31 protein-coding genes are annotated in these 25948 nt (G+C 63.6%); 14 read left to right on the forward strand and 17 right to left on the reverse strand.

Annotated elements, in window-relative coordinates; genetic code table 11:
* Window positions 1–43: 43 nt before the first annotated feature.
* The 6 genes from X727_RS161450 to X727_RS161425 form a co-directional block, all read right to left on the reverse strand.
* Window positions 44–1159, reverse strand: coding sequence for an ABC transporter ATP-binding protein (locus X727_RS161450; protein WP_023744221.1), 1116 nt, complete (start codon window positions 1157–1159; stop codon window positions 44–46).
* Window positions 1156–1953, reverse strand: a complete 798-nt coding sequence (locus X727_RS161445) for an ABC transporter permease (protein WP_023744220.1) — start codon at window positions 1951–1953, stop codon at window positions 1156–1158. Before X727_RS161445 ends, X727_RS161450 begins: the two co-directional genes overlap by 4 nt.
* Window positions 1953–2825 carry an ABC transporter permease gene (locus X727_RS161440; protein WP_023744219.1) on the reverse strand — a complete coding sequence of 291 codons (873 nt, stop codon included), beginning with the start codon at window positions 2823–2825 and terminating at the stop codon, window positions 1953–1955. The genes X727_RS161445 and X727_RS161440 overlap by 1 nt, the downstream gene beginning before the upstream one ends.
* A 22-nt stretch (window positions 2826–2847) precedes the next feature.
* Window positions 2848–3924: an extracellular solute-binding protein gene (locus X727_RS161435; RefSeq protein WP_023728389.1), complete on the reverse strand. Its 1077-nt coding sequence runs from the start codon at window positions 3922–3924 to the stop codon at window positions 2848–2850.
* A 37-nt stretch (window positions 3925–3961) separates the two neighbouring features.
* Window positions 3962–4615: an XRE family transcriptional regulator gene (locus tag X727_RS161430; RefSeq protein ID WP_027049833.1), complete on the reverse strand. Its 654-nt coding sequence runs from the start codon at window positions 4613–4615 to the stop codon at window positions 3962–3964.
* 90 nt (window positions 4616–4705) lie between these two features.
* Window positions 4706–4972 carry a hypothetical protein gene (locus X727_RS161425; RefSeq protein WP_023744218.1) on the reverse strand — a complete coding sequence of 89 codons (267 nt, stop codon included), beginning with the start codon at window positions 4970–4972 and terminating at the stop codon, window positions 4706–4708.
* Window positions 4973–5142: 170 nt separating this feature from the next.
* Here X727_RS161425 and X727_RS1000000167710 point away from each other — a divergent pair, with 170 nt between their 5' ends.
* Complete coding sequence (locus X727_RS1000000167710) at window positions 5143–5457, forward strand: hypothetical protein (RefSeq protein WP_155923513.1); 315 nt, start codon at window positions 5143–5145, stop codon at window positions 5455–5457.
* Window positions 5458–5496: 39 nt separating this feature from the next.
* Here X727_RS1000000167710 and X727_RS161420 read toward each other — a convergent pair whose 3' ends face one another.
* Window positions 5497–5796, reverse strand: a complete 300-nt coding sequence (locus tag X727_RS161420) for a putative quinol monooxygenase (RefSeq protein ID WP_023817284.1) — start codon at window positions 5794–5796, stop codon at window positions 5497–5499.
* A gap of 122 nt (window positions 5797–5918) precedes the next feature.
* Between X727_RS161420 and flhA the strand changes: the two genes are divergently transcribed.
* The 7 genes from flhA (at window position 5919) to X727_RS161385 (ending at window position 11566) form a co-directional block, all read left to right on the forward strand.
* On the forward strand, window positions 5919–8006 hold the full coding sequence (gene flhA / locus X727_RS161415) for a flagellar biosynthesis protein FlhA (protein ID WP_023671908.1): 2088 nt from the start codon (window positions 5919–5921) through the stop codon (window positions 8004–8006).
* Window positions 8007–8078: 72 nt separating this feature from the next.
* Window positions 8079–8831, forward strand: coding sequence for a flagellar biosynthetic protein FliR (fliR, locus tag X727_RS161410; protein ID WP_023686374.1), 753 nt, complete (start codon window positions 8079–8081; stop codon window positions 8829–8831).
* A gap of 1 nt (window position 8832) precedes the next feature.
* The gene (locus X727_RS161405) at window positions 8833–9216 is read left to right on the forward strand and encodes a hypothetical protein (protein WP_023740974.1); all 384 of its coding nucleotides are present in this window, start codon (window positions 8833–8835) and stop codon (window positions 9214–9216) included.
* Between the two features lie 291 nt (window positions 9217–9507).
* The gene (locus X727_RS161400) at window positions 9508–10080 is read left to right on the forward strand and encodes a rod-binding protein (protein ID WP_023703994.1); all 573 of its coding nucleotides are present in this window, start codon (window positions 9508–9510) and stop codon (window positions 10078–10080) included.
* A 13-nt stretch (window positions 10081–10093) separates the two neighbouring features.
* Window positions 10094–10510, forward strand: a complete 417-nt coding sequence (locus X727_RS161395) for a hypothetical protein (protein ID WP_023671919.1) — start codon at window positions 10094–10096, stop codon at window positions 10508–10510.
* Between the two features lie 28 nt (window positions 10511–10538).
* Window positions 10539–11087, forward strand: coding sequence for a hypothetical protein (locus tag X727_RS161390; protein WP_023714023.1), 549 nt, complete (start codon window positions 10539–10541; stop codon window positions 11085–11087).
* Window positions 11088–11281: 194 nt separating this feature from the next.
* Window positions 11282–11566, forward strand: coding sequence for an SCP2 sterol-binding domain-containing protein (locus X727_RS161385; RefSeq protein WP_023714024.1), 285 nt, complete (start codon window positions 11282–11284; stop codon window positions 11564–11566).
* Window positions 11567–11635: 69 nt separating this feature from the next.
* Here X727_RS161385 and X727_RS161380 read toward each other — a convergent pair whose 3' ends face one another.
* Both X727_RS161380 and odc2 read right to left on the reverse strand, forming a co-directional pair.
* On the reverse strand, window positions 11636–12307 hold the full coding sequence (locus tag X727_RS161380; protein ID WP_023833562.1) for an N-acetyltransferase: 672 nt from the start codon (window positions 12305–12307) through the stop codon (window positions 11636–11638).
* A 147-nt stretch (window positions 12308–12454) separates the two neighbouring features.
* Complete coding sequence (gene odc2 / locus X727_RS161375) at window positions 12455–13588, reverse strand: ornithine/lysine decarboxylase (RefSeq protein ID WP_023671923.1); 1134 nt, start codon at window positions 13586–13588, stop codon at window positions 12455–12457.
* Window positions 13589–14124: 536 nt separating this feature from the next.
* Here odc2 and X727_RS161370 point away from each other — a divergent pair.
* From X727_RS161370 to X727_RS161355, 4 genes are all read left to right on the forward strand, one after another.
* A complete protein-coding gene (locus X727_RS161370; protein ID WP_023740970.1) occupies window positions 14125–15324 on the forward strand; it encodes an amidase in 1200 nt (399 codons plus the stop codon).
* Window positions 15325–15326: 2 nt separating this feature from the next.
* The gene (locus tag X727_RS161365) at window positions 15327–16226 is read left to right on the forward strand and encodes a LysR family transcriptional regulator (RefSeq protein ID WP_023671925.1); all 900 of its coding nucleotides are present in this window, start codon (window positions 15327–15329) and stop codon (window positions 16224–16226) included.
* An 89-nt stretch (window positions 16227–16315) separates the two neighbouring features.
* The gene (locus X727_RS161360) at window positions 16316–16984 is read left to right on the forward strand and encodes a DUF1007 family protein (protein WP_023671926.1); all 669 of its coding nucleotides are present in this window, start codon (window positions 16316–16318) and stop codon (window positions 16982–16984) included.
* Window positions 16981–18165, forward strand: coding sequence for a nickel/cobalt transporter (locus tag X727_RS161355; protein WP_023671927.1), 1185 nt, complete (start codon window positions 16981–16983; stop codon window positions 18163–18165). The genes X727_RS161360 and X727_RS161355 overlap by 4 nt, the downstream gene beginning before the upstream one ends.
* Before the next feature lie 10 nt (window positions 18166–18175).
* Here the strand turns inward: X727_RS161355 and denD are convergent, their stop codons facing one another.
* From denD to X727_RS161340, 5 genes are all read right to left on the reverse strand, one after another.
* Window positions 18176–19159: a D-erythronate dehydrogenase gene (denD, locus tag X727_RS161350; protein WP_023671928.1), complete on the reverse strand. Its 984-nt coding sequence runs from the start codon at window positions 19157–19159 to the stop codon at window positions 18176–18178.
* 11 nt (window positions 19160–19170) lie between these two features.
* A complete protein-coding gene (locus tag X727_RS161345) occupies window positions 19171–19377 on the reverse strand; it encodes a hypothetical protein (RefSeq protein WP_023671929.1) in 207 nt (68 codons plus the stop codon).
* A 58-nt stretch (window positions 19378–19435) separates the two neighbouring features.
* On the reverse strand, window positions 19436–19780 hold the full coding sequence (locus X727_RS1000000168850) for a hypothetical protein (RefSeq protein ID WP_245274110.1): 345 nt from the start codon (window positions 19778–19780) through the stop codon (window positions 19436–19438).
* Window positions 19780–20472: a cation diffusion facilitator family transporter gene (locus X727_RS01000000164380; RefSeq protein WP_245274111.1), complete on the reverse strand. Its 693-nt coding sequence runs from the start codon at window positions 20470–20472 to the stop codon at window positions 19780–19782. The genes X727_RS1000000168850 and X727_RS01000000164380 overlap by 1 nt, the downstream gene beginning before the upstream one ends.
* A gap of 15 nt (window positions 20473–20487) precedes the next feature.
* Entirely contained in the window at window positions 20488–21174 is a 687-nt protein-coding gene (locus X727_RS161340) for a GNAT family protein (RefSeq protein ID WP_023701049.1), read from the reverse strand.
* An 83-nt stretch (window positions 21175–21257) separates the two neighbouring features.
* On the opposite strand from X727_RS161340, the gene X727_RS161335 reads away from it, so the two are divergent.
* Window positions 21258–22442 (forward strand): pyridoxal phosphate-dependent aminotransferase, encoded by a 1185-nt coding sequence (locus tag X727_RS161335; RefSeq protein WP_023707642.1) that lies wholly within the window; start codon window positions 21258–21260, stop codon window positions 22440–22442.
* 12 nt (window positions 22443–22454) lie between these two features.
* Here X727_RS161335 and X727_RS161330 read toward each other — a convergent pair whose 3' ends face one another.
* The gene (locus X727_RS161330) at window positions 22455–23216 is read right to left on the reverse strand and encodes an SDR family oxidoreductase (RefSeq protein WP_023683264.1); all 762 of its coding nucleotides are present in this window, start codon (window positions 23214–23216) and stop codon (window positions 22455–22457) included.
* Window positions 23217–23573: 357 nt separating this feature from the next.
* Window positions 23574–24311 carry a tellurite resistance TerB family protein gene (locus X727_RS161325; protein WP_023671935.1) on the reverse strand — a complete coding sequence of 246 codons (738 nt, stop codon included), beginning with the start codon at window positions 24309–24311 and terminating at the stop codon, window positions 23574–23576.
* A 203-nt stretch (window positions 24312–24514) separates the two neighbouring features.
* Here X727_RS161325 and X727_RS161320 point away from each other — a divergent pair, with 203 nt between their 5' ends.
* Window positions 24515–24877 (forward strand): nuclear transport factor 2 family protein, encoded by a 363-nt coding sequence (locus X727_RS161320; protein WP_023733472.1) that lies wholly within the window; start codon window positions 24515–24517, stop codon window positions 24875–24877.
* A gap of 23 nt (window positions 24878–24900) precedes the next feature.
* Here the strand turns inward: X727_RS161320 and X727_RS161315 are convergent, their stop codons facing one another.
* Window positions 24901–25827: a rhodanese-related sulfurtransferase gene (locus X727_RS161315; protein WP_023704004.1), complete on the reverse strand. Its 927-nt coding sequence runs from the start codon at window positions 25825–25827 to the stop codon at window positions 24901–24903.
* Window positions 25828–25948 lie beyond the last annotated feature (121 nt).

A 25948-nucleotide genomic window follows, 5' to 3' on the forward strand; every position in this document is an offset into this window, starting at 1 on the left:
CTTTCAGATGGGATCAGGCCAGATGGGATCAGGCCAGATGGAATCAGGTGAGTGTGGTGTCGGCGCTTGCGTCGTCCGCCAGCAGCTTGGCGTCGGTGCCGTCGAAGCAGAGCTCGACCTTGTCGCCGAGGCCAAAACTCTCGCCGGTCAGTGGTGAGCGCACGATCGCGGCCGAGCCGTCGGCGAGCTTAACTTCGTATTTCGATTCCGAGCCGAGATAGATGGCTTCCGCGATCGTCCCCGACAGGCGGTTGGCGCCATTGGCAGCACTTTGGCCGGCTCTTCGGATCGCGAGCTTTTCGGGACGCAGCAGCATCACCGGACTGGCTTCTCCCGACAGCTTACGCGGTACCGTCACCGTCTCGCCGGCGATGCTCAGCGCGGTGCTGTTGCCATCGCTGCGCGCCTTGCCGCGCAGCACGGTGGAATCGCCGATGAAGCGGCCGACGAACAGCGTTGCCGGCTCGTCATAGAGCTGGCGGCCGGTGCCGACCTGCTCGATGCGCCCGCGGTTGAACACGGCGATGCGGTCCGACAGCACCAGCGCCTCTTCCTGATCGTGCGTGACATAGACGAAGGTGGTGCCGAGTTCGCGATGGATGCGCTTTATCTCGAGCTGAAGCCATTCGCGCAGCTTCTTGTCGAGCGCGCCGAGCGGCTCGTCCATCAGGAGCAGCGGCGGGTCGAAGACGATGGCGCGTGCCAACGCCACGCGCTGCTGCTGGCCGCCCGACAATTCGCTGGGATAGCGATGCGCGAAATCGCCCATCTTGACCATGTCGAGCGCCCTTGCCACGCGTGTCTGCCTCGTCGCCTGGTCGACGCCGCGAAGCGTCAGCGGATAGGCGACGTTGCGGCCGACGCTCATATGCGGGAACAGCGCGTAATGCTGGAAGACGACGCCGATGTTGCGCTTGTGCGCCGGCACGCCGACGACGCTTTTTTCCCCGACCAGAAGCTTGCCGCTGGTGACATCGGTGAAACCGGCAATCACGTTGAGCGTCGTCGTCTTGCCCGAGCCGCTGGGGCCGAGCAGCGTCATGAACTCGCCGGGCTCGATGCGCAGCGACACGCCGTCCAGCGCCTTGAAGCCGCCATAGGCCTTGCTGATCGCTTCGAGATCGATCGCCGCGCCCTTGCTTGTCGGCTTCGGATTCATTGGCGTCCTTTCCGCTCGCGGCCAAGAAGGAGCATGCCGCCGCCGATCAGGATCGTGGTCGCGAAAAGCAGGATCGTGCCGACAGCCGCCACCGTCGGATCGGCGTCGCGCGTGATCGAGGCAAAAATCTGCACCGGCAATGTCTTGAGATAGGGGTTCGTGATGAACAGCGACACGACAATCTCGTCGAACGAGGTGGCGAAAGCGAACAGCAGGCCTGAGAGCACGCCCGGCGCGATCAGCGGCAGCGTCACCGTGCGAAACGTGGTCAGTGCGCTGGCGCCCAGGCTCGCGGCGGCTGTCTCCAGCCGGCGGTCGAACACTTCGAGACTGGCCGAGACCGCGATCAGCACGAAGGGCAGCGCAAGGATGGTGTGGGCCAGCACGAAGCCGAGCAGCGTCCCGACGAGCTGCGTGTCGAGATAGACGGCATAGATGCCGATCGCCAGCACCACGCCCGGCACCACCATCGGCGTCAGCATCAGCATACGCAAAAGGTTCGCCGGCCGCGCCTTCATGCGGTCGAGGCCGAAGGCGGCAAGCGTGCCGAGCACCGTTGCCAGGACGGCAACGATGGAGGCGACTTTCAGCGAGTTCAGGAAGCTGTTCGACCAGTCCGGATTGGTGGCGAAATTCTGGTACCACTGCCAGGAAAAGCCTTGCGGCGGAAACGCCAGCGATTTGTTTTCGTTGAACGACATCGGCACCACGACCAGCGTCGGCGCCACCAGCCATATCGCCACCAGCAGGCAGACGAGCCCGAGAAGAACGCGGGTGAGCGGCTTCATCTCCATCAGCGCCGCCCCGCTTCCCGATGACTGGACCGCATCACGGGTGCTGCCAGCGCCAGCAGCACGAAGGTGGTGACCAGCAGAACGACGCCCATGGCGCCGCCCCTGCCCCATTGCAGCAGGCTGAGCACCTGCGTCTGCACCAGCGTCGACAGCATGGTCGAGCGCGGGCCGCCGAGCAAAGCCGGCGTGATGTAGAAGCCGAGCGACAGGATGAAGACGATGATCGCGCCGGCATAGACGCCGGGCAGCGACAGCGGCAGATAGACGGTGAAGAACGCGCGCGACGGCCGCGCACCGAGGCTTTGCGCCGCACGCATCAGCCTGAGGTCGATACCTTGCATCACGGAATAGAGCGGCAGGATCATGAACGGCAACAGCACCTGCGCCATGCCGATGACCACGCCGGTCTGGGTGCGGATCAGCTTGACGCCGTCGAACCCGACCGAGCGCAGCAACGAATTGATGACGCCCGAATCCTGCAGCAGGATCACCCATGACAGCGTTCGCACCACACCACTCACCCAGAACGGGATCAGCACGCAAAGCACAAGCACCAGCCGGACGCGCGGCCCGACCGCGGTCATCAGATAGGCATAGGGATAGGCCGCGATGACGCAGACCAGCGTCACCCAGGCCGAAATGACGAAAGTCCGCTGCAGCACTGTCAGGTTGACCGGCGCGCCGAAGAACCAGGCATAGTTCCGCAGCCCCCACTCAGGTTCCGACAGGCTGCGCAGTACGATGGTGAGCAGTGGGTAGCCGATCACCGCGACAAGCAGGATGAGCGCCGGCGCCGTGAGCGCGAACGGCCGCCATGCCCGACCCGGCCGCGCATGGGCGGCGGGTTGGGCGATGGGTTCGGACGCGCTCACGGCCTGGCTCTCACTTGGCTGTTCAGTTGCCTGCCATCAGCGCCGACCACTTCTCCTGCGCCACCGGGAAGTTCTCGACCCAGAACTTGATGTTCTGCTTGTAACCCTGCTTCTGGCGCTCGGGCGTGTTGGTCAGGAAGGCGGCGACCGACGCATCGACCTTGGGCTGCGCGTCATTGTTGATCGGCGTATAGGAGGTCTGCTGCGCCAGGATCTCCTGCGCCCCCTTGCCGAGATAGGCATTGAGCAGCGCATAAGCCGCATCCGTATCCTTGACGCCGACCGGAATGGTCATCTGGTCCATCACCACCAGCCAGTCCTGCCAGGCCGGCGCATATTTGGCGCCGTTCTTCACCGCCGTCATGGCACGTCCGGTCCACATCATCAGCATGTCGGCTTCGCCAGATTCGGCAAGCTGCTGCGACTCAGCGCCGGTCTTCCAATAGATCGTGTCGGGACCGAGCTTGCGGATGACATCGATGGCCTTGTCGATGTCGGCCGCCGTCATCGCCTTCGGGTCGCCGCCAGACGCCTTCAACGCCTGCTCCAGCAGGCCGCCCGTCGGGTCGCCCGAACCGTCGAGCGCGCGCGTGCCGGGGAATTTTGCCGTGTCGAAGAAATCGGCCCAGTTCTTGGGCGGGTTATCCCCATACTTCTCCTTGTTGTACATCAGCACGACGCCGTAGTTCATGGCCGGCACCGAGCATTCGCCGACCTGGCCCTCGGGCACCTTGGAGACGTCAAGCTTGCTGAAATCAAGCTTCTGGAACAGCTTGCCGCAATAGACGTAAGGCGGCAGGTCGGCGGTGTCGACGACGTCCCAGGTGACGTTGCCGGATTCGACCTGCGCCTGCAGCTTGGCGATCTCTGTCGGCCCGTCATTGAGCAGCGTGGCGCCGGACTTTTCGACGAACTCCTTGAGCGCGGCGGCCTGGCCGTCCTGGTAGATGCCGCCATAGGAGACGAGCGTCAGCGTCTTGCCCTTGAGCGAGCCTTCCTTGACCTCACCCGCGACAGGCTTTTCCTGCGCGAACGCTGCGGTTGCCAGAACGCCGAGCGCCAGCACGGCGCCAAGGCCAAGATGTCTTGTTTTCAGCATGATTATTGTTCTCCCATTTGACCCGCATGGATTGAACCTACCTGGCTGCGAGCGGTTTCCAGGCCCTGTATTGATCGAGTTCGGCGCGCACCGAAGTCGGTGGCGCAATGATCCACATCACCTCGGCTCGGCCACTGCCGATGTTCTCTGAGCGATGTGCTGTCGATGTCGCGTATTCGATGCTGTCGCCCTCTTCCAGCACATGCCTGACATCGCCGAGCGAAACCTCGACGATGCCGCGCAGCACGACGAGCATCTCGTGCGCGTCGCCATGGGTGTAGAGCGCTGGGCCGGTCGAGCCGCCGATTTCGAACTCGCCGACATAGACTTCCATGTCGCTTAAAGGGGGACGCGAGAGCAGCATCTTGCGGCAGCCGTCGCTGGGCGGCAGGCTCGGCCGCTCGCTGCGCAGCAAGACCCCGCGCTGCCCGGCGGCACTATCCTCGAACAGCATCGCCACGCTCACCCCAAGCGCCGAGGCCATCTGGTTGAGCGAGGCGGTGCTGGCGCCGGTCAGGCCGCGCTCGAGCTGGCTGATGAAGCTGGCGCTGGTCCCGGTCAGCTCGGCGAGTTCGCGCAGCGAAAGCCGCCGGCCGAGACGCAGGCTCTTCAGCCGCTGGCCCAGCATCTGATGGGCATGCGTCGCCGTCGAGGCGACGCCATTCTTGACCGGAGCCTGGTCGGTGCTCATCCCGTCTTTTTCTCCCACTGAACAATTTGTACAGTGACACTGTACACGTGGCAAGCGCCGAGTAGGGACATTTAAGATGCCGGCCGAGGCCTAGTCTTCGCCCGACAGGTCGCGCCGCGCATTGTCGAGTCCTCGGCGTAGCGTCGCATCAGATGGCCCTCGGTCAAAAGCCGACAACGGCCCGGTTGTCGAAATTCTCGACCACCGCCAGTTCCTCGGCGACGGCGCGCTGGAGGTTTCGGCGGTGGACTGGACGTTCATGGTCGGCACCAGCACCGCATGCCGGAATTTGGCCGGCGCCAGCACCGGCGTCTCACCATCGGACGGATCGCTGTGCAGTTCGGCGACGATCAGCACGCCGACATAATGCCGGCTGCTTGCGGCGCCATTCTGGCGCTGAGGCGCAGTCAGGCTTGCCGCCCCGCTTCAATTCCCCGCGAGCGTGTCGAGGTATATGAGCGATCGCTTACGCAATCGACGCAGCTGTGTTATTTTTGCCCGTCTCTATTTCCCTCAAGGAGGAGAAGATGAGTGCGCGGGGATTTTTTTCATTGGCTGTTGGCATGATTTTTTTGAGCTCGTCTGCGGTGAGCAATTCAAGCATGGATATGCCGGTTAGGTCTGTTGTGTCACACCCGATGTCTCTTTTTTTGGCGGGAGGCAATCCGGAAAGCCAAAGCCGGCCGGCAAAGGAATTTATCCAGACTGCACAACAAGATGTTTGCTGTCCTGGCGGCTACCCTTGGTATCGCAATTCGACGAACACCTGCTACGGCAGCTATGAAGACTGCCACGATACCGATGGCGGCGGATGGTCCTGCAGACAGCTCAACGCCTGCTAGACTTTCTTGGGCCTACGCCTTCTTGACTGTGCCCGGTCCTCAGATCGGCTTCGGCTCGCCGGCCTCATAGAGCATGAGGTTGCGCTCGCCTATGCCGAGCGATGCCCAACTCGCCCGCCAATCGGCGATGTGAGGCGAGCGGAAATGCGCGTCGAGCGCGGCCCTGTCGCTCCACACCTCGGTTACATGGATGAGCCCGACGTCGAGCACGTCCTGCGCGTAGGAGTATTCGATGCAGCCGGGCTCCGCCCGGCTGCCCAGTATCATGCGCCGCATGGCCGGCCTTGCCTCGTCGAGCCGTTCCGCCGGCAGGCGAATGGTGCCGATGATCACCAGCATGATCTCTCTCCTCAAGGCCTCTGTCGTCCTGGCAGGTAACCAGTCCTCCCACCTCGCGCAAGCTTGACCGGTTAGGCTCGAACGACTGTCGCGTGCTCGGCAGGCTTGTGATTGGGGACGACATGGCGGTCAGCGAAAGCTTAGCGACAGGAACAGTGGCCAAGAACGGCCGCGATGTCTTCTTCGCCATCGGCATCGTCATCATCCTGGCCGTGCTGTTCCTCCCGATCCCGGCCTTCCTCATCGACATCGGCCTCGCCTTCTCGATCGCATTGTCGGTGCTGATCCTGATGGTGGCGCTGTGGATCCAGCGGCCGCTCGATTTCTCGTCCTTCCCGACCGTGCTGCTCATCGCCACCATGTTGCGGCTGTCGCTCAACATCGCCACCACGCGCATGATCCTGTCGCATGGCAATGAGGGCACGCACGCCGCCGGCTATGTCATCGCCGGCTTCTCCAAACTGGTGATGGCCAGCGATTTCGTCATCGGCCTGATCGTCTTCATGATCCTGATTGTGGTCAACTTCATCGTCATCACCAAGGGCGCCACCCGTATTGCCGAAGTCGGCGCCCGCTTCACCCTCGACGCCATCCCCGGCAAGCAGATGTCGATTGACGCCGACCTGTCCGCCGGCATGATCGACGATAAGACAGCGCAACTGCGCCGCCGCGAGCTGGAAGAGGAATCCTCCTTCTTCGGCTCGATGGACGGCGCCTCGAAATTCGTGCGCGGCGATGCCATTGCCGGCCTCATCATCACCGCAATCAACATCGTCGGCGGCATCGCCATCGGCTATATCAGGCACGGCATGGGCATGGGCGAAGCCGCCGATGTCTTCATCAAACTGTCGGTCGGCGACGGCCTGGTCACCCAGATCCCGGCGCTGATCGTTTCGCTCGCCGCCGGCCTGCTTGTGTCCAAGGGCGGCACACGCGGCTCGACCAACCAGGCGGTGTTCGGCCAGCTCGGCGCGCATCCGCGCGCGCTCTATGTCGCGGCCTCGCTGCTCGTCCTGCTCGGCCTGATGCCCGGCCTGCCGTTCTTCCCGTTCTTCACGCTAGCCGCCGGCATGGCCGGCCTTGGCTACGTCATCCCGATGCGCGCCAACCGCGAGGCTGCCGCCGCCGAAGCGATCAAGGATCTGGAGAAGGCGAACAAGGTCGAGGAAGAGAAGAACTCGGTCAAGGCTTCGCTGACCACCGCCGAGATCGAGCTTCTGATCGGCAAGCAGCTGTCGACGCGGCTGCTGGTGTCGCATCAGGAACTGGTGTTCCGCATGGCCAAGATGCGCAAGAAGTTTGCCACGCAATACGGCTTCGTTGTGCCGGAAGTGCGCGTCGCCGACGATTTCGGCATTCCGCCGAAGAGTTATCAGATCAAGGTCCACGGCACCGTCGTCGCCGAATACCAGATGCGCGTCGGCGAGATCATGGTGCTGCTCGGCAACCGGGATTTGCCCGACGTTCCCGGCGAGGAAATCCGCGAGCCGGCCTTCGGCATGCGCGCCTTCTCGGTGCTGGAAACCTTCGCCGAGGATCTGAAGCGCGAGAACTATACCTTTGCCGACAACATGTCGGTGCTGCTCACCCATTTGTCCGAGGTGATCCGCAACAACCTGCCGCAGCTTCTGTCCTACAAGGACATGAAGGCGCTGCTCGAGCGCCAGGATCCGGAATACCGCAAGCTGGCCGACGAGATATGCACCTCGCACATCTCCTACCCCGGCCTGCAGGCGGTGCTGAAACTGCTGCTGGCCGAACGCGTATCGATCCGCAACCTGCATTTGATCATCGAGGCTATCGCCGAGATCGCACCGCATGTGCGCCGCACCGAGCAGATCGTCGAGCATGTCCGCATCCGCATGGCCCAGCAGATCTGCGGCGATCTCTCCGAGGGCGGCATGCTCAAGGTGCTGCGGCTCGGCAACCGCTGGGACCTCGCCTTCCACCAGAGCCTCAAGCGCGACGCCAAGGGCGAGGTGCGCGAATTCGACATCGACCCGCGCCAGCTGGAGGAATTCGGCCAGGACGCGACCAAGGCGATCCGCAAGCATCTCGAGGCCGGCGAGCGTTTTGTCCTCGTCACCGCGCCCGATGCTCGCCCCTATGTGCGCATGATCATCGAGCGCCTGTTCACGACGCTTCCCGTTCTCTCCCATGTCGAAATCGCCAAGGGCGTCGAGATCAAGGTGCTCGGGACGATCTCGTGAACATACTGTCGCAAGGCGTCGTCATCGCCGCCTTCCTCGCCTTCTGTCGCATCGGCGCCTGCTTCATGNCTCGTGAACATACTGTCGCAAGGCGTCGTCATCGCCGCCTTCCTCGCCTTCTGTCGCATCGGCGCCTGCTTCATGCTGATGCCGGGCCTGTCCAGCGCCCGCGTGCCGATCCAGGTCCGGCTGTTCGCGTCGATCGCCGCCACCGGTGGCCTGCTCGCCTTCCTGTGGGACAAGATCTTTCCCTTCGTCGATGCGCGTCCGCAGGTGCTGGCGCCGATGATCATCTCCGAACTTTTGGTCGGCGGGCTGATCGGCGCGATGACGAGGCTCTACATGGAGGCGCTGCGCTTCATGGGTTCGGCCATCGCCATGCTGATCGGCTATGGTGGCACCGGCGGCCCCGCCATCGAGGAGCCGGAGCCGCAGGCGGCCCTCGCCGCCATCATCTCGTTTTCAGCGTTGCTGCTGCTCTTCGTCTTCGATTTCGACCACGAGATCATCCGCGCTCTGGTCGCCTCCTACACGGTGGCGCCGGTCAACGTCTTCTTCAACCCGCAGGCCGCACTGGTCGATCTCACCGACACGGTGTCGGACGCCTTTTTCCTGGTCATCCGGCTCGGCAGCCCGTTCATCGCCTATGCCATCCTCGTCAATTTGACCATCGGCTTCGTCAACAAGCTGACGCCGCAGATTCCGGTCTACTTCATCTCGCTGCCTTTCGTCATCGCCGGCGGCATGATCATCTTCTACTTCGCCATCGGCACCATGCTGTCGCTGTTCGTCGACGGCTTTGTCGATCTGACGCTGGCGAGGTGAGATGAGCACGCGCAAGGAACGGCTGAAGAAACTGGTCAAGGTGCAGGAGCAGCTGAAGGCCCTGCACGAGACGCGCCATGCGGCCTTCCTGGCGGCGGCCGCAACCGCCGAGACCGAAGCCAGGGAACTTGTCCAGCATTTCGACGCCGATCAGTCGCTGGCGGTGCTGTTCCCTGACCTCTACCATCGCCGCATCGCCAATGCGCTGGTCCGGCAGGAAGCGAGCTTGGAAAGCGCCAGGCAGGAGGTCACGCTCATCGCCACTGCGACGGCGCGCACCAACATGGTCGAGCGCGCCTACAAGGACGTGCGCCGACAGGACGAACGCGAACGCTCCGACCGCGACCGGCTCGATCTGATCGCGCAGAAGCGCGGGCAGGAATAATCGAAAGTTAAAGCCGCGTCACTTGCGGACGGCGTTCGGTTTCGTTCCGTGCGGCGGGCTGTATTGGGTGTACGGCGCCGTGTTCGGCCTCTGCGCCTACGCCACCTACGATCTGACCATGGCGACGCCGGCAGCGCCCACCGCAAACGACCAGATCGCATCGACCCAGCCGGACTTGCCGCTGCTGATAGCAATGGCCCAGCATCCGGCGAAGGATTTCAAACCGGCAAGCCTGCCACAAGCTTGTTGCGGCATGGTCGCTCAGGAAACCCGGCAAAGAGGCGGACTTTCTTGGCGATTTCTCCACCCAGTGACATCGTTCTCGATGTTGCCCGAGCCGTCGACCCGGCGGATATCGAGGCTGCCCGTGCCGCGCTGGCCAAGCGGGCCAACGGCGTTGGCGGTAATTTTTCTGTCGACATGGCTGCTTCGGTCGATGCCGGCTCGATCCTGTCGCGCGCTACCGCCGACACGGCCGCCGCAAATGCCGATCCCGCCAGCAAGTTCAAGAAGTTCGAGGCGATGGTCTTGCAGACCTTCATCCAAAACATGCTGCCCAAGGACACCGAGGGCGTCTACGGCAAGGGGCTGGCCGGCGACATGTGGAAATCGCAGCTTGCCGAGCGTGTCGCCGACGTCATGGCCGAGCGCGGCGGGATCGGCATCGCCAAATCGCTGCTCGCCGACCACTACAAGGACGGCAAGCGCACCGTGCCGATCGGCCCGGTGTCAACCGGGCCGCACAAGACCGAGATCGACCAGCAGACCCGGCTGTCCACCTCGCTGGTCGAGGAATTGCAGCGCAAGGCCGCACGGTCGATGACCGGCGACGAGACGACCATCAAAACCGAAATCAAGATCTAGACCAGGATTTTCAATGGCCGATTTTTCAAAATACTCTTCCAACCTGCCGGCGCGTACGTCCGAAGCGCCGATCCCGTTTGCACGGCCGGGCAACCTTGCCGCCATCATCGGCCGCATCGAGGAAGCGGTCGAGGAAGAGACGGCCGGTTTGAAGAACGACACCAGCTATGACCTCAAGGCCTCCAACGCCCGCAAGAGCCGCTACCTCTATGAGCTGACCCGCGCCATGAAGGGCGCCAACGAGATCGAATTCCTGGAACAGCATCGCGACAGTCTGGCGCGGCTGCGCCAGAAGCTCGCGAAAAACGAGGCTGCAATCCTCGCCCACCTCAACGCGGTCAACGAAGTCGCCACGCTGTTGAAGAACGCCATTCAGCGCGCCGAAGCCGACGGCACCTATTCGGCCGGCGAATTCGGTTGGGCGAGCTGATGATCTCGGCACCAGGCGGGAACAACCGGTGATCAAATTCATCGCCGCCGCGATCTGGATCTGCGCCGCCACGCTGGGCGCCGTGTTCTATTCGTTCCAGGCGGCCGGTGAGCGCGGCGTCGGCGAGACGCCGAAACCGATGCTGGGTGGCCTCGACTACGTCAAGACCGACATCATCTCGGTGCCGCTGATCCGCGATTCCAAGATCGACGGCTATTTCCTCACCAAGCTCGTCTACACGGTCGAGCCGGCCGAGATAAAGAAGATGTCGATTCCGGCCGAAGCCCTGATGACCGATCAGGTCTATTCCTATCTCTACTCCAATCCTCAGATCGACTTCACCAAGAAGGAAACCATCGATCTCGATGCCTTCCGCAAGGCCATACGCGACACCGTCAACGCGCGCGTCGGCGCCGACCTGGTGCATGAAGTGCTGATCGACCAGGTCAACTTCCTGACCAAGGACGAAATCCGCGACAACGCCATGCGCCGCCGCAAGGATCCGGCCACGCCGACCGAACCGGCCCCGGCGGAATCGGCCCAGGCCGAGGCGGCGAAGTCCGCTGCTGAACACTAACCTTCATCGCAGGGTGAATGTCTCTGCCGCATTCCTTCCGACTGAAACGAGATGACGCATCGCGCGTTGACGTTTACGTCAACTCGAAGCTATATGCGCCAAGCGACCAGGATCGCGGTACGCGCGAGACAGCGACTTCGGCGGAGGCCGGTCACTGAAGCGCGGCAAAACGCAACGAGACCAGGAGAACAGTCATGAGCGTTCAGGACATTGCCGAGAAGATGAGGTCGCGCGTGGCGAGCGCCGGGTTCGAACATTCCGTGAAGTTCGACACCGGCACCGACGGCGTCATCGTCATCGATGGCGCGACCGTCTCAAACACCGATGCGCCGACCGACTGCACCATCAAGCTGTCGCTCGACGATCTGGATTCGCTGATCGCCGGCGACCTCAATCCGACCATGGCGTTCATGTCCGGCAAGATAAAGGTCGAAGGCGATATGTCGGTCGCCATGGCGCTCAGCCAGCTGATCGGCTGAGCCCTTCGCAAAAACAAAACGCCGCCCTCGCTGAAATGCAAAGGACCGGCGGCGTTTGTTTTTGGACAATCAGGCGGCCAGCGACAGCCTCTGTGCCTTGAGCTTGCGACCTGCAGCCCTCAGCGTGCCATGCGCGCCGTCGAGCGCACCCTCGATCAGCTCCAACGCCAGCAAGCGGTGCCGCTCGTACGGACCAGGCATGGCTAGCGCGCCGGTCTTCTCCGCCGAAAAGCCGAAGCGACCGTAATAAGGCGCATCGCCGACCAGCAGCACCGCGGCATGGCCGAGACGCGCGGCCTCGGCCAAAGCGTGGCGCATCAGCGCTGAGCCGATGCCGGCGTTCTTCAGCGCCGGATCGACGGCGAGCGGCCCGAGTAGGAGCGCCGCCGGGCCGCCCTCGCCCAGCCTTACATCCCACAGCCGCACAGTGCCGATCACCGCGCCCGCCGCATCACGCGCCACGAAGGCGAGGCCTTCGGAAGGCCGGCGGCCACGCCGCAGCTTCTCCGACGATTTCTTGCGCCGCATCGGCCCCATGGCGCGATCGAGCAACGCTTCACGCGATGCAATGTCTGCCGCAATTTCGGCGACGACAACAATGGCGCGGGCACTCTCCCCCCTCGAGGGGGAGATGTCGCCGAAGGCGACAGAGGGGGTCGGCACGACCTGACGCGACACCGCGTCGTGGACGAGGGATGCCGGCGCTTCACGCGAGACGACCCCCTCTGGCCTGCCTGCCATCTCCCCCTCGAGGGGGGAGATTCCCACGGCACCGTCAATGTAATTTACAATGTCCATTTCCGCGATCCTTCACGAGCGGAGCTTGTTCCACAGGCGAACCCGGGCGGACGCAAACGTCCGCCTGGGGTGATCTGAAGGCCGAAGCCGTCAGATCACGTAGGATCGGAGAGGCTCGAAGCCGTTGAAGGCGACCGCCGAGTAGGTGGTCGTGTAGGCGCCGGTGCCTTCGATCAGCACATCGTCGCCGATGGTCAGCGACAGAGGCAGCGGATACGGCGTCTTCTCGTACATCACGTCGGCCGAATCGCAGGTCGGGCCGGCGAGCACGCAAGGTGCGGTCTCCGAACCGTCATGGCGGGTGACGATCGGATAGCGGATCGCCTCGTCCATCGTCTCGGCCAGACCGCCGAACTTGCCGATGTCGAGGAACACCCAGCGCACATTGTCGTTTTCGGCCTTCTTCGAGATCAGCACGACTTCCGACTTGATGACGCCGGCATTGCCGACCATGCCGCGACCCGGCTCGATGATGGTCTCAGGGATCGCATTGCCGAAATGCTTGCGCAGCGCCGAGAAGATGGCCTGGCCATAGGCCTGGGCCGCCGGCACGTCACGCAGATAGCGCGTCGGGAAACCGCCGCCCATATTGACCATCTTGAGGACGATGCCTTCATCGGCGAGCGTGGCGAACACCTTCTTGGCGTCGGCCAGCGCACGGTCCCACGCCGTCAGGTCGGTCTGCTGCGAGCCGACATGGAACGACACGCCATAGGCGTCGAGGCCGAGCGTCCTGGCATGGCGCAGCACGTCGACGGCCATCGCCGGCACGCAGCCGAACTTGCGCGACAGCGGCCACTCGGCGCCTTCGCCGTCGGTCAGCACGCGGCAGAACACGCGGGCGCCGGGAGCGACGCGGGCGATCTTGTCGACTTCCTCGACGCAATCGACGGCAAACAGCCGAATGCCGAGCTGGTAGGCGCGTGCAATGTCACGCTCCTTCTTGATGGTGTTGCCGAAGGAGATACGGTCCGCCGGCGCACCGGCGTCCATCGCCATCTCGACCTCGGCAACGGAAGCGGTGTCGAAGGATGAGCCCATCGCAGCAAGCAGGCGCAGGATTTCCGGCGCCGGATTTGCTTTCACCGCATAGTAGATCCGGGAATCGGGCAGCGCCTTTTCGAAGGCGCGAAAATTGTCGCGCACGACATCGAGGTCGACGACGAGGCAGGGGCCGGACGGACGTCGGGTGGCGAGGAAGTCGAGGATGCGCTGAGTGGCCATCGGGGTCTCTCCATTAACGCCTTGCGGCGCGCAATAAGGCTGCGGACGCGGGCTCTCGGCCTCGCGACGCGCGGTCAAACAAAGGCGGGACGGAAGTTCATGGAACCAGCCGGTGGAGACCCCGGAACCATGAAACGCCGTCTCGCGGCGGTGAACCTTGGCCTTGCCCGGCCTCGGTTCGCTTTGTCTGCCTTGGCTTGGATGGGAGACCCGTCCGCACTGCCGGCAATGAAGGTGTGCCTCTTCAGTAACCCCGGTCTTTGGACGACCGGCAGAACACCAGAAAGGCCCGCACCGTCGTTGCTTCAAGGTGTCCTCGGGCTGGCGGTTGGCCGCTAGACCGACTGGAGGGGTTAGCTCCAGTTACCTTACCGATTTCCCTCACCATTCGAGGATCGGCGGACACCCACAGGCACGTGCGACTTTGGGCAAGCGCGATATAAGATCGAAAGATTTCACAATCAATAAAAATCGTATCCTAGGTTGTAAAATTTCCGGCATCGAACAATGCTGGGCCTGTATACGGATATCGAACGATGCCAGGCACGCACGGCCCGCTCAACGCCTTTCTTGACCTGCGCCGCATGCCGGTCGCCAATGCGGAACTGGGGCCGCTGGCCGGGCTCAGGCTGGCGGTAAAGGACATTTACGACGTCGCCGGCTACCGCACCGGTTGCGGCAATCCGGTGAAGTTCGACGAGGCGCATGCCGCGTCCAGCACGGCACCGGCCGTGCAGATGATTCTCGACGCCGGCGCGCGCTTCATCGGCAAGACGCAGACCGACGAGTTCGCTTTCTCGCTGATGGGCCAGAACGCGCATTTTCCGTTTCCGGTGAACCCGGCCGCTCCCGATCGCGTCACCGGCGGTTCCTCGTCAGGCTCGGCGGCGGCGGTGGCCGGCAAGCTTGCCGATATCGCTACCGGCTCGGACACCGGCGGCTCGATCCGCGCCCCGGCGAGCTTTTGCGGATTGATCGGGCTGCGCACCACGCATGGCCGCATTTCGCTCGAAGGCACGATGAAGCTGGCGCCGAGCTTCGACACATTCGGCTGGTTCGCCGACGACATCGAGACCTATGAGACGATCGGCAAATTGCTGCTCGGCCGCGACCCGCATCCGTATCCGCTCACCCGGCCGCTTTCGATCCGCTGGCTGGACGCTTTCGTGGCCGGCCCCGCTGAGGCAGCCGAATATGCCAGGATGAGAGCGCTGGCCGCCAGTCTTATCGGTGAGCCGGCGCCGGAAGAGTACAGCTTCGCCTCCTTCCCCGACGAGCTCTACTGGTGCTTTCGCCGCCTCCAGGCCGCCGAGGCCTGGCAGCAGCATGGCGCCTGGATCATTTCTGGCGAGCGCGATCTCGGGCCGGGCGTCGAGGAGCGCTTTGGTTTTGGCCGCACGATCGACGAAAAGACCGCGCGGGCCGAGGCGGTGCGCCGCCTGACGTTCCGCTCCGAGCTAGCCGCGCTGCTCGGCCAGGACGGGTTTCTTGTCCTGCCCACCGTTCCAGGCCCCGCACCTCTGGTCAAAAGCGAGCCGCAGCAGCTCCAGGCCTACCGCGAAAGGGCCTTGCATCTTTTGTGCCTTTCGGGTCTGTCAGGCTTTCCGCAAATCACCCTGCCGCTGGGCTCGGTTGACGGTGCCCCTTTCGGCCTCTCGCTGCTCGGCCCTCCCGGCAGCGACATTGCCCTGATACGGCTCGGCCGGCGAATTCTCGATGCGGCACGAAAGGCCTGATGATGGATACACTGACCCGCATGCGCGCCTTCATCGACGTCGTCGAGGCCGAAGGCTTTTCGGCGGCCGCGCGCAAGATCGGTCGCTCCAAGGCGCTGCTGTCGAAATATGTGCGCGAACTCGAGGACGAACTCGGCGCGCTGCTGCTCAACCGCACCACGCGGCAGTTCTCGTTGACTGAGGCCGGCCATACCTATTACAGCCGCGCTTCGGAAATCGTGCGCGAGGTCGACAGCCTAGCCGACGCCGTGCGCGAATCCTCCGGCGACGTGCGCGGCAGGATCAAGCTCTCCGCGGCGCGCACCTTCGCCGACGCGCCGATAGGCCAGTCGCTCATCGACTTCGCCAAACAGCATCCCGACATCGTGCTCGACATCCATCTCGACGACCGCTTTGTCGATCTGGTCGAGGAAGGTTTCGATCTTGCCGTGCGCATCTCGCGGCTGGAGAACTCATCGCTGATCGCCCGCCGCCTGGGGCCGTTTTCGATCAAGCTTTGCGCCTCGCCGGAGCTGATCGCCAAGCACGGCAAGCCGACGCGCCCGCAGGATCTCGCCAACTTGCCCTGCATCGTCGACACCAATGGCCGCTCGCTCGCCAACTGGCGCTTCAGGGGCGATGGCGAGGAGTCTGTCAGTGTCAACGTATCGGGTCCGATCGAGGTCAACAGCCCGATGGCCGCGCGAGCCGCCGCCGTGTCCGGTCTGGGCTTCACCATCCTGCCGGATTTCATCGCCGCACCCGACCTCGCATCCGGGCTGCTGGTGTCCTTGCTCGACGACCGCATCCAGTCGGGCAGCGGCATTTTCGCCGTCTACCCGCACCGCCGCTATCTGCCGGCCAAGGTCCGTGTCTTCGTCGATTTCCTGGTGCAATGGTTCAAGAACCGCGAGAGCGCTTGAGCCGGTCCTGCCGTGCCGCGGTCCCAATTTCGCCCCGTTTCTGGTAACCTCTCGAAATCTCTCCGAGGCCGATGGAACAGCGACCGAGAATGCATCTGAAACGGCACGCAATCATGCTGGCTTCGGCCCTGGCGACGACTTTTGCCTCCGTCGGAGCGGCTGGCGCGCATCCTCATGTCTTCGCCGAGGCCCGCCTCGACGTGATCCTCTCGCCGGATCACCAAAGTGTGAAAGCGCTGCGTCACCTCTGGCGTTTCGATGATCTGTTTTCGAGTACGGTGATGATGGAGTTCGACAAGAACTCCGACCTGAAGCTTGACGACAAGGAGCTGAAGGATGTCGCCGACACCGTTCATGCCTCGCTGGCCGAATTCAACTATTTCCAGCTCGTCACCGTCGACGGCAAGGACGTGCCTATGACGCCGCCACCGCATCTGATGGCCAATTTCGACAACGACCAGTTGATCATCCTGTTCGAATCCGAACCCAAGGTGCCGATCAAGCTCGCCGGCAAGATCGATTTCGGCGTCTACGATCCAACCTTCTACACAGCGATCGACTTCACCGAGGATAGCAACATCACGGTGGAAGGCCTGCCCTCGAACTGCACCAAGAGCGTCATCCGGCCCGACCCGGACGAGGCGATCAAGGAAAACCAGAAGACCCTGACGGACGCGTTCTTCAACGACCCGACAGGCACCGACATGAGCAAGATCTTCGCCACCAAGCTCGAACTGAATTGCCCGCCAGAAGGATAGATCCGGTGATGAAAACGTCCCTGCGTTTGGCATTCGGCCTCGTGGCCGCTGCCCTGCTGATGACGCACTTTCTCGGGCAGGCCCATGCCCAGAGTTCACTCGGCATCGGTGTCAATGACGGCATGGCGCCCACCACCGGCCCGTTCGCCCACATCCTGATGTGGATCAATCTGCGCCAGCAGGAATTCTACCGCGCATTGGCCACGGCGATGAAAGCAATGCGCGAGGACGGCAGCAAGATGTGGCTGCTGATCGGCCTGTCCTTCGCCTACGGCATTTTCCACGCCGCCGGCCCCGGCCACGGCAAGGCGGTGATCTCGTCCTACATGGTGGCCAATGAAGTGGCGCTCAGGCGCGGTATCCTGCTGTCCTTCGTCTCAGCGCTGCTGCAGGGCCTGACCGCGATCCTGGTGATGCTGCTTGCCTATTTCGTCCTGCGCGGCACCGCCATCTCGATGACCGACGCAGCCTGGTTCATGGAGATCATGAGCTATGTATTCGTCACTTTGTTCGGCGCCTGGCTGCTGTGGCGCAAGCTCGGGCCTACGGTCCTGCGCTGGTTCGGCAAGGCGCCCGCCTACAGCCTGTCGGCAGCCCACGCCGGTCATTCCCATGGCGGCCATTCGCATGCCGCTCACAGCCACGCGGCGCATGCGCATTCGCATGCCTTGCATGTGCATCACGACCATTCGCATGATCATCACGATCACGCTGCGCACGACCACGACACACACGATCATTCCCATCACGACCACGCTCATCACAATCACGCCGCTCACGATCAACCGGCCGGCGAGGTCTGCGACACGTGCGGCCATTCGCATGCGCCTGATCCGGCGCTGCTGTCGGGCGATCGCTTCGACTGGCGCACGGCCTGGTCGGCTGTAGCCGCCGTCGGCATCCGCCCCTGCTCCGGCGCGCTGATTGTGCTCAGCTTCGCGCTGCTCAACGGCCTGTGGCTCGGCGGCCTGCTGTCGGTGCTGGCGATGTCTATCGGCACCGCCATCACAGTCTCGGCGTTGGCGACGATCGCGGTGACAGCCAAGAACTGGGCGGTCTATTTCGCCGGCGATGGCCGCATGGGCAACCGTATCCACACAGTCGTCGAAATCGGCGGCGCCGCGTTCGTCTTCCTGTTCGGGCTGTTGCTGTTGTCGGCGTGCCTGTCCGGAACTGTATGACCTCGGCGGGTCAGGCCTGACCCGCGATCATTCCGCCCAGTTCATCCTCGATATGAGCGCGGATGATTTCATCGAAACTGTTTTCGGCGCTGAAGCCGAAGTCCCTTGCACGGCGCGACTCGAAGCGCGTCGGCCAACCCTTGACGATCGCCCAGATGGTCTCATCCGGCTGTTCGCGGATCAGCTTCACGACCTTGGTGCCCGCAATGCGTTCCAGCGCCTCGATCTGCTCGCCGACGGTGACGGCAACGCCCGGCATGGTGAGGTTGCGGCGTGGCCCGACGGCGGCACTGTCGATCCCGGCGGCATGGATCAGGAAGTTCACCGCCGAGCGCGGGCTGGCATGGGTGTGCAGCACCGAGCGCGGCACTGGCAGGATCGCCTCATGGCCGCTCAGCGGCTCGCGGATGATGCCGGAGAAGAACCCTGACGCCGCCTTGTTCGGCTTGCCGGGCCGCACGCAAATGGTCGGCAGCCTTATGCCGATGCCGTCGAAGAAGCCGCGCCTGGAATAGTCGGCCAGCAGCGCTTCGCTCATCTGCTTCTGCGTGCCGTAGGAGGTTAGCGGCGTAGGATGAAAATCGTCCGGGATCACATCCGGGAACGGCGCGCCGAACACGGCGATAGACGAGGTGAAGACGAGGCGCGGCGCAAAGCCCGCCAGCCGCACGGCGTCGAACAGCGCCCGTGTGCCGTCGAGATTGACGCGGTAGCCGAGATCGAAATTGGCTTCCGCCTCACCCGACACGATGCCGGCGAGATGGAACATGACGTCGGGGCGTGAGGCGACCAGGCTCTCGGCAGCACCGGCGTCGGCAAGGTCGCCGGTATGCGTGGCGATGCTGATGCCATCCATCGCCGGCGCCTGCGGCGGCACGATGTCGTGCAGGTCGAGCCCGGTGATCTTGCGGCCGTTGAGCGTGCCGTCCTTGGCCAGCCGGTCGACAAGTTTGCGGCCGACCATGCCGGCGGCGCCAGTAATCAGGATGCGCATTTCAAAGCCTCTTATTTGCCCTTGTTCTGGCTGCGACCCCGCAACCAGAACACCAGAAAGAATGCCAGCACGAAGGCGATGCCGACGATGCCGGCAAGTACGGTCGAGATATTGCCGACAGCCAGCATCACCGTCGGCAGATAGAACGCCGCGATGCCGAACAGCAGCATGATCCAGGCTGCGGCAATCAGCGCGTTTCTGTTGTCGCGATCCATCATGCCGTCCCGTTACAGCGGGAACTCGTCAACTCGGATGCCAATGCCATGAAATTCCCTGTCAGTGGTAATGGCCGTGATGCGGTGGCGCACCATGGTCGTGGTCATGATCGTGCTCGTCATAGCTGTCAGCGCACTGGCCGAATTCCGGCTCGACGGTGGCGTGGCTGATGCCGTGTTCGGCGGCGAGCCGCTTCTTGATGGCGCTGACCGCCTGGTGCGCATCGACGCCATCATTGAGGCAGGCGTGCAGCGTCGCCATGTTGCTGGACCCGTCCAGCGACCAGACATGCATGTGATGCACTTCGCGCACGCCTTTGACGGTGCCGGCAATGTCCTTGGCGATGAGGTCGCGGTCGAGGCTTGCCGGCACGCCTTCGAGAAGCACATGAGCGGCTTCGCGCATCAGCGACCACGNCGGTCGAGGCTTGCCGGCACGCCTTCGAGAAGCACATGAGCGGCTTCGCGCATCAGCGACCACGCGGTGGACAAGATCAGCACGGAGACCAGCACCGACAGAATCGGGTCGATCGGCGTCCAGCCGGTCGCCAGAATGACCAGCGCCGCCACGATCGCCGCCGCCGAGCCGAGCAGGTCGCCCAGCACATGCAGGATGGCGCCGCGCATGTTGAGACTGTCGCGGTCGCCGCCATGCAGCACGAAGAACGAGGCGATGTTGACCAGGAGCCCTATGATCGCCACCACCAGCATCGGCCCGCCCAGCACCGGCGCCGGCGTCATCAGCCGGCCCCAGGCTTCGTAGACGATCCACAGCGCAATGGCGAAGATGGCGATGCCGTTGGTGTAGGCGACCAGCGTCTTGACCCGGCCGAAGCCATAGGTGAGGCGCACGGTCGCCGGCCGTCCGCCAAGATGGAAGGCATACCAGGCAAGGCCGAGCGCGATCGAATCGGCGAGCATGTGGCCGGCGTCGGCCAGCAGCGCCAGTGATCCCGTCAAAAGGCCGCCAAGCACTTCGGCCACCATGAAGCCGGCGGTCAGGCAGGCTGCGATCAGCACACGCTTCTTGTCGGTCGAGCCATGCACGTGGCCGGCGCCATGCCCAGCATGCGAACCATGATCATGGCTGTGCGCCATCGGAAAAAACTCCTGTTACGCGCCGAACTCGGCGCGGAAATCCTCGAGCCGCCGCTTCTGCCGGCCTTCGCCATCGAAATTGGCGGGATCGAGCCATGCCTCATAGGCTTTGCGCAGCGCCGGCCATTCCTTGTCGATGATCGAGTACCATGCGGTATCGCGGTTTTCACCCTTGACCACAAGATGCTGGCGGAAAATGCCCTCGAACTTGAAGCCGAACCGTTCCGCCGCGCGCTTTGACGGCTCGTTGCGGTTGTTGCATTTCCACTCGTAGCGGCGATAGCCGAGCCCGTCGAAAATATACTTCATGAACAGGAACTGCGCCTCGGTCGCTGCCGGCTTGCGCGAGATCAGCGGCCCCCAATAGATGTTGCCGATCTCGATGACGCCATAGGTGGGATCGATGCGCATCAGCGTCTGTCGCCCGGCGACCTTGCCGCTGGCCTTGTCGATGACGGTGAAGAACAGCGGATCCTCGCTCGCCTCGACCTTATCCAGCCATGGCTGGAAATCGGCGCGGGTTTGCGGCGGGTAGTCGGGCAGCCAGGCAAAGCGTCCATCGATGTCGGGCACGGACGACGCCTCGTACAACCCATCGCCGTGCTTTTCGGCGCTCAGCGGTTCGAGCCGGACATAGCGGCCGTCAATGGGCTTGCGCTCGGGCCGCGGACGCGCTTGCCAATCTTTGAGATTTTCCGACACGCAAAACTCCAATCCGTTTGACTTTTGTGAGCAGACGCTCACAAAAACGCGACCTAACAGCAAGAACCACACGGACGGGAAAAATGCTCCACACGATTTCGGCCTTCGACCGCCTCGGCGAGGAAAACGCCTTTGCCGTGCTGGCGCGCGCCACTGCACTGGCTCAACAGGGCCGCGACATCGTCAATCTCGGCATCGGCCAGCCCGACTTCAAAACGCCGCAGCACATTGTCGACGCAGCGATCAAGGCGCTGCGCGACGGTCACCATGGCTACACCCCGGCCAACGGCCTGCTGGCGACGCGCGAAGCGGTGGTGCGGCGCACGCTGGCCACCACCGGCGTCGAGGTCTCGCCGGAAAATGTGATGATCCTGCCCGGCGGCAAGCCGACCATGTTCGCGGCCATCTTGATGTTCGGCGAACCCGGCGCCGAGATCCTCTATCCAGACCCAGGCTTTCCGATCTACCGCTCGATGATCGAGTTCACCGGCGCCGCGCCCATTCCGGTGCCGATCCGCGAGGAGAACGGCTTTGCCTTCTCGGCAGAAGAGACGCTGGCGCTGATCACGTCGAAGACGAGGCTCCTGATCCTCAACTCACCGGCCAACCCGACCGGCGGCGTCACGCCGCGCGCCGAGATCGAGAAGCTGGTGAAGGGACTGCAAGCGCATCCGCAGGTCGCTATCCTCTCCGACGAAATCTACGACGTCATGACCTATGACGGCGAGACGCATTTTTCGCTGCTCAATTTTCCGGAAATTCGCGACCGGCTGATCGTGCTCAACGGCTGGTCGAAGACATGGGCGATGACCGGCTGGCGCATGGGCTGGTCGATCTGGCCGAATGGCGACAAGGGCGCGCATCTCTACGACAAGGTGCGCAAGCTGGCGGTCAATTGCTGGTCCTGCGTCAACGCGCCGAGCCAGTTCGCCGGCATCTCCGCCATCGACGGCCCCCAGGACGATGTCGACAAGATGATGCGCGCCTTCGACAACCGCAGGAAGATCGTGGTCGAGGGGCTGAACGCGCTGCCCGGCGTCTCCTGCATCACGCCCAAGGGCGCATTCTATGCCTTCCCGAATGTTTCGAAGACCGGCTGGAAGGCCAAGAAGCTCGCCTCGGCACTGCTCGAGGAGGCCGGCGTGGCGCTGATCGGCGGCCCCGATTTCGGCATTCTCGGCGAAGGCTACATCAGGCTCTCCTACGCCAATTCCGAAGAGAACATCTTGCGCGCGCTGGAGCGGATCGAGTCGTTTTTGAAGAGGTAGGCCTTCGGCTCTTCACCCACGCCCCACGAACGGCATCTTGGTCGCCATCACCGTCATGAACAGCACATTGGCATCGAGCGGCAGGCTGGCCATGTGGACGACGGCGTCGGCGACGCGCTGGACGTCCATCACCGCTTCGGCGGCGATGGTGCCATTGGCCTGCGGCACGCCGACCGTCATTGCGTGCGCCATATCGGTCAGCGCGTTGCCTATGTCGATCTGGCCGCAGGCGATGTCATAGGGCCGGCCGTCGAGCGCCAGCGTCTTGGTCAGCCCCGATATGGCGTGCTTGGTCGCGGTGTAGGGCACCGAGCCCGGCCGTGGCGCATAGGCCGACACAGAGCCATTGTTGATGATGCGGCCGCCCATTGGCTTTTGCTTGCGCATGACGCCGAAGGCGGCGCGGGCGCATAGGAACGATCCGGTGAGATTGACGCCGACAATATCGTTCCAGACCTCGACCGGGATCTCGTCGATCGGCGTCGACTTGTAGCTCATGCCGGCATTGTTGAAGAGCAGGTCGACGCGGCCGAAGGCTGCGGCCACCGTCTCGAACAGGTCATCGACTTCGCCGGCCTTGCTGATGTCGCAGGCAACCGCCAGCGCCTTGGCGTCCGTTTTCCCGGCCTCGGTAATGGCGGCATCGAGCACCGCTTTGCGGCGGCCGCAAAACACCGTGTTCCAGCCCGCCTTGAGCAGCGCCGTGGCGACGCTCTTGCCGATGCCGGTGCCGGCGCCGGTAACAATGGCGGTTTTCTCTGTGAGGACTGTCATGATTTTGCTCCTGCGCGCCGCGCATCCCCGGCACAGATCGGGGTGCATCCGAATGCACCGACCCATCGCAAATGAGGGCGATCATGGCAAGCCGGACACTAATGTATGTCGCTCAAAAGTGGCCCCGGTTCTGAGAGAACGACATGCATCAGGACAAAAACATGAAGCGCCACGCGCTTTATGTGATCGGTCCGACAAAAAGGGCGGTCATTGGCGACCGCCCCCTGATCTGAACCGGGCTTGGGAGGAGGAAAAGCCGATCCGACTGACTAAAATCATGCGCTTCCTCGGTAAACGAGACGTTAACGCATTTTTTCCGGCCTCGGCGCCCCTGCCCCAGGCGCGCGGCTGCGTTGTCTACCAGCGCGGGTTCGGCGCCGTGCCTGACGGAACCGGCACCTTGGCCGCCGACACCGTCGCCTCGACATGATCGACGAGCGCATCCGGCAGGCCGAGCCGGCCGGCGAGCAGGTCGAGATAGCCGCGTTCGGCGCGCGTATCGGGGTCGATCGTCAGTCGGGACGCCGTGTAGAGCTCGAGCCTCTGCTCATCGGTCTTGGCGCCTGCGACCAGCGTATCGAGGTCGAGCGGGCTGTCCAGCTCGGCCATCAGAAACTTTTCCGCTTCCGTGCCGATGCCGGCCAGACTGAGCTTGCCGGCGATCTTTTGGCGTTCCGCGTCATCGACATGGCCATCGGCCTTGGCCGCCGAGATCATCGCCCGCACCAGGGTCAGCGTGAACTCGTCCTCCCCCTGTGGCGCCTGTGAAGGATGAAAGCCGGTGTCGGCGGGCGGCGGCAGCAATTCCGGCTGGCCGGCCGCCGGCGCCTGCTCGGGTGCATTGCCGGCCTTGTAATTCTGGTAGGCCTTGTAGGCGAGACCGCCGATCGCAGCCAGTCCGCCGAGCTTCACGGCCGTGCCGGTGACCTGCCGTCCCGTGCCGGTTCCAAGCAGCACCGCGGCCAGCGCACCGGCGGCCAGCGGATTGTCCTTGGCCATCTGCACAGCCTGCCCGGCCTTGTCGCGAACGGTGCCGGTTGTGCCGGGAACTTGCGAGCCGAGCAGATCGTCGAGAAGCTTCTTGGGGTCGAACATGGTGCCTCCAGAAAAGGGCCCGCGCCAACGTGGACGGGCAGGTTTTGGACGTTGCAGACGTAGGTCCCGATTGTTGACATTACAATGACGGACCGGCGCTTTGCTATCGGCGCCGGCAATGCCGCAAATCAAATTCGATGTGTCGAAACCCGCCTCGGCTTCGGTTAGTGTCGCCGCAACGTCGGCGAGGGAGGAGTTTTGCCGTGACCGATCAGCCAGACCGCGACCAAGCACGAGATCCCCAGGATCTGGAGCGCCTGCTAATTGATCGGCAATGGGCGGGAGACATTGAGGGCATGGTAGCGCTGTTCGAACCCGATGCCGTCATCGACACCGGAGCAGCCGAATTGACGCGTGGCCATGAGGCGATCCGCGCTTTGTTCGAAGCCTTTGCCGCGAGCTGGCGAAAATTCCAGCGCGGCGAGCAGCGCCCGGCGGCCATTAACGGCGAACTCGCGTTGACGTCGACCAGGCTTGCCGACGGCTCGATAACCTCAGAGGTCGCGCGCCGGCAGGCCGACGGCACATGGCTGTGGGTGATCGACCGCTATTCTGTCGTGTGGTGATCCAGTCAGGGCGTCGGCGGCACTTAACTGCCGATATGTCCCCTGCCCTGCGCCTGCGCAAGTTCGACCTGGCGCTGGCGCTCGGCATAGCGGGTGCGATCCTCATCCGAGCGTGCCTCGTAGCAATGCGGGCATGACACGCCGGTGGAAAAATGCGGCGACAGCCGGTTCTCCGGCGTCAGCGGATGCCGGCAGGCGCGGCAGAGTTCGGCCTCGCCTTCGGTCAACCCATGCGACACCGAGACCCGCTCGTCGAAGACGAAACACTCGCCCTGCCACAGGCTGTCTTCGGCCGGCACCTCTTCGAGATATCTGAGGATGCCGCCCTTGAGATGGAACACATCCTCGAAGCCGAGCGACTTCACATAGGCCGTCGCCTTTTCGCAGCGGATGCCGCCGGTGCAGAACATCGCAACCTTGCGGCCGTCGAGTTGGTCGCGGTGTTTTTCCACCCAGGCCGGGAATTCGCGAAAGCTCGACGTGCGCGGGTCCACCGCGCCCTCGAACGTGCCGATCGACACTTCGTACGCGTTGCGTGTGTCGATGACGATGGTGCCGGGGTCCGAGATCAGCGCGTTCCAGTCGGCCGGCGCGACATAGGTCCCCGCACCCGTCGCCGGGTCGAGGTCTTCGACGCCCATGGTGACGATCTCGCGCTTCAGCCGCACCTTCATGCGATGGAACGGCATTTCGGCGGCAGTGCTGTATTTGACCTCGAGATCGGCAAGACCCTCGATGGCCTCGAGATAAGCGATCAGGTCGGCTATGTCGGTTTCGCTGCCGGCGACCGTGCCGTTAATGCCCTCCTGCGCCAGAAGCAGCGTGCCCTTGATGCCGCGCCCGCAGCAGAAGGCGGCAAGCGGCGTGCGCAAGACCCGCAGCGCGTCGAAGTCGCCCAGCCTCGCAAATTTGTAGAGCGCGGCGACGCGCACGGGTTCATGGTTGGTCATCGCCAAGCCACTAGACCGTGGTCAAAGCGGATTCAAGGCAGAGCTAAAGACACTTCGTCGGTATTCGCCCGCAGGCTCGTTGGCCGACATGTGACATCGCGGCAGGCCGAGTTTCGTGGAC

The sequence above is a fragment of the Mesorhizobium sp. L103C105A0 genome (assembly GCF_000502215.1).
Lineage (GTDB): Bacteria > Pseudomonadota > Alphaproteobacteria > Rhizobiales > Rhizobiaceae > Mesorhizobium.

Bases quoted from the DNA above. Each gene is read 5' to 3' on its own strand.
- X727_RS161315 (WP_023704004.1), bottom strand. From the start codon at position 25,827: ATGACCAACCATGAACCCGTGCGCGTCGCCGCGCTCTACAAATTTGCG.
- X727_RS161430 (WP_027049833.1), bottom strand. From the start codon at position 4,615: ATGAGCACCGACCAGGCTCCGGTCAAGAATGGCGTCGCCTCGACGGCG.
- flhA (WP_023671908.1), top strand. From the start codon at position 5,919: ATGGCGGTCAGCGAAAGCTTAGCGACAGGAACAGTGGCCAAGAACGGC.
- X727_RS161450 (WP_023744221.1), bottom strand. From the start codon at position 1,159: ATGAATCCGAAGCCGACAAGCAAGGGCGCGGCGATCGATCTCGAAGCG.
- X727_RS1000000167710 (WP_155923513.1), top strand. From the start codon at position 5,143: ATGAGTGCGCGGGGATTTTTTTCATTGGCTGTTGGCATGATTTTTTTG.
- X727_RS161325 (WP_023671935.1), bottom strand. From the start codon at position 24,311: ATGTTCGACCCCAAGAAGCTTCTCGACGATCTGCTCGGCTCGCAAGTT.
- X727_RS161385 (WP_023714024.1), top strand. From the start codon at position 11,282: ATGAGCGTTCAGGACATTGCCGAGAAGATGAGGTCGCGCGTGGCGAGC.
- X727_RS161445 (WP_023744220.1), bottom strand. From the start codon at position 1,953: ATGGAGATGAAGCCGCTCACCCGCGTTCTTCTCGGGCTCGTCTGCCTG.
- X727_RS161330 (WP_023683264.1), bottom strand. From the start codon at position 23,216: ATGACAGTCCTCACAGAGAAAACCGCCATTGTTACCGGCGCCGGCACC.
- X727_RS161365 (WP_023671925.1), top strand. From the start codon at position 15,327: ATGGATACACTGACCCGCATGCGCGCCTTCATCGACGTCGTCGAGGCC.
- X727_RS161335 (WP_023707642.1), top strand. From the start codon at position 21,258: ATGCTCCACACGATTTCGGCCTTCGACCGCCTCGGCGAGGAAAACGCC.
- X727_RS161395 (WP_023671919.1), top strand. From the start codon at position 10,094: ATGGCCGATTTTTCAAAATACTCTTCCAACCTGCCGGCGCGTACGTCC.
- X727_RS161360 (WP_023671926.1), top strand. From the start codon at position 16,316: ATGCATCTGAAACGGCACGCAATCATGCTGGCTTCGGCCCTGGCGACG.
- X727_RS161370 (WP_023740970.1), top strand. From the start codon at position 14,125: ATGCCAGGCACGCACGGCCCGCTCAACGCCTTTCTTGACCTGCGCCGC.
- X727_RS161435 (WP_023728389.1), bottom strand. From the start codon at position 3,924: ATGCTGAAAACAAGACATCTTGGCCTTGGCGCCGTGCTGGCGCTCGGC.
- X727_RS161420 (WP_023817284.1), bottom strand. From the start codon at position 5,796: ATGCTGGTGATCATCGGCACCATTCGCCTGCCGGCGGAACGGCTCGAC.
- X727_RS1000000168850 (WP_245274110.1), bottom strand. From the start codon at position 19,780: ATGCGCGAAGCCGCTCATGTGCTTCTCGAAGGCGTGCCGGCAAGCCTC.
- X727_RS161380 (WP_023833562.1), bottom strand. From the start codon at position 12,307: ATGGCAGGCAGGCCAGAGGGGGTCGTCTCGCGTGAAGCGCCGGCATCC.
- X727_RS161345 (WP_023671929.1), bottom strand. From the start codon at position 19,377: ATGATGGATCGCGACAACAGAAACGCGCTGATTGCCGCAGCCTGGATC.
- X727_RS161405 (WP_023740974.1), top strand. From the start codon at position 8,833: ATGAGCACGCGCAAGGAACGGCTGAAGAAACTGGTCAAGGTGCAGGAG.
- denD (WP_023671928.1), bottom strand. From the start codon at position 19,159: ATGCGCATCCTGATTACTGGCGCCGCCGGCATGGTCGGCCGCAAACTT.
- odc2 (WP_023671923.1), bottom strand. From the start codon at position 13,588: ATGGCCACTCAGCGCATCCTCGACTTCCTCGCCACCCGACGTCCGTCC.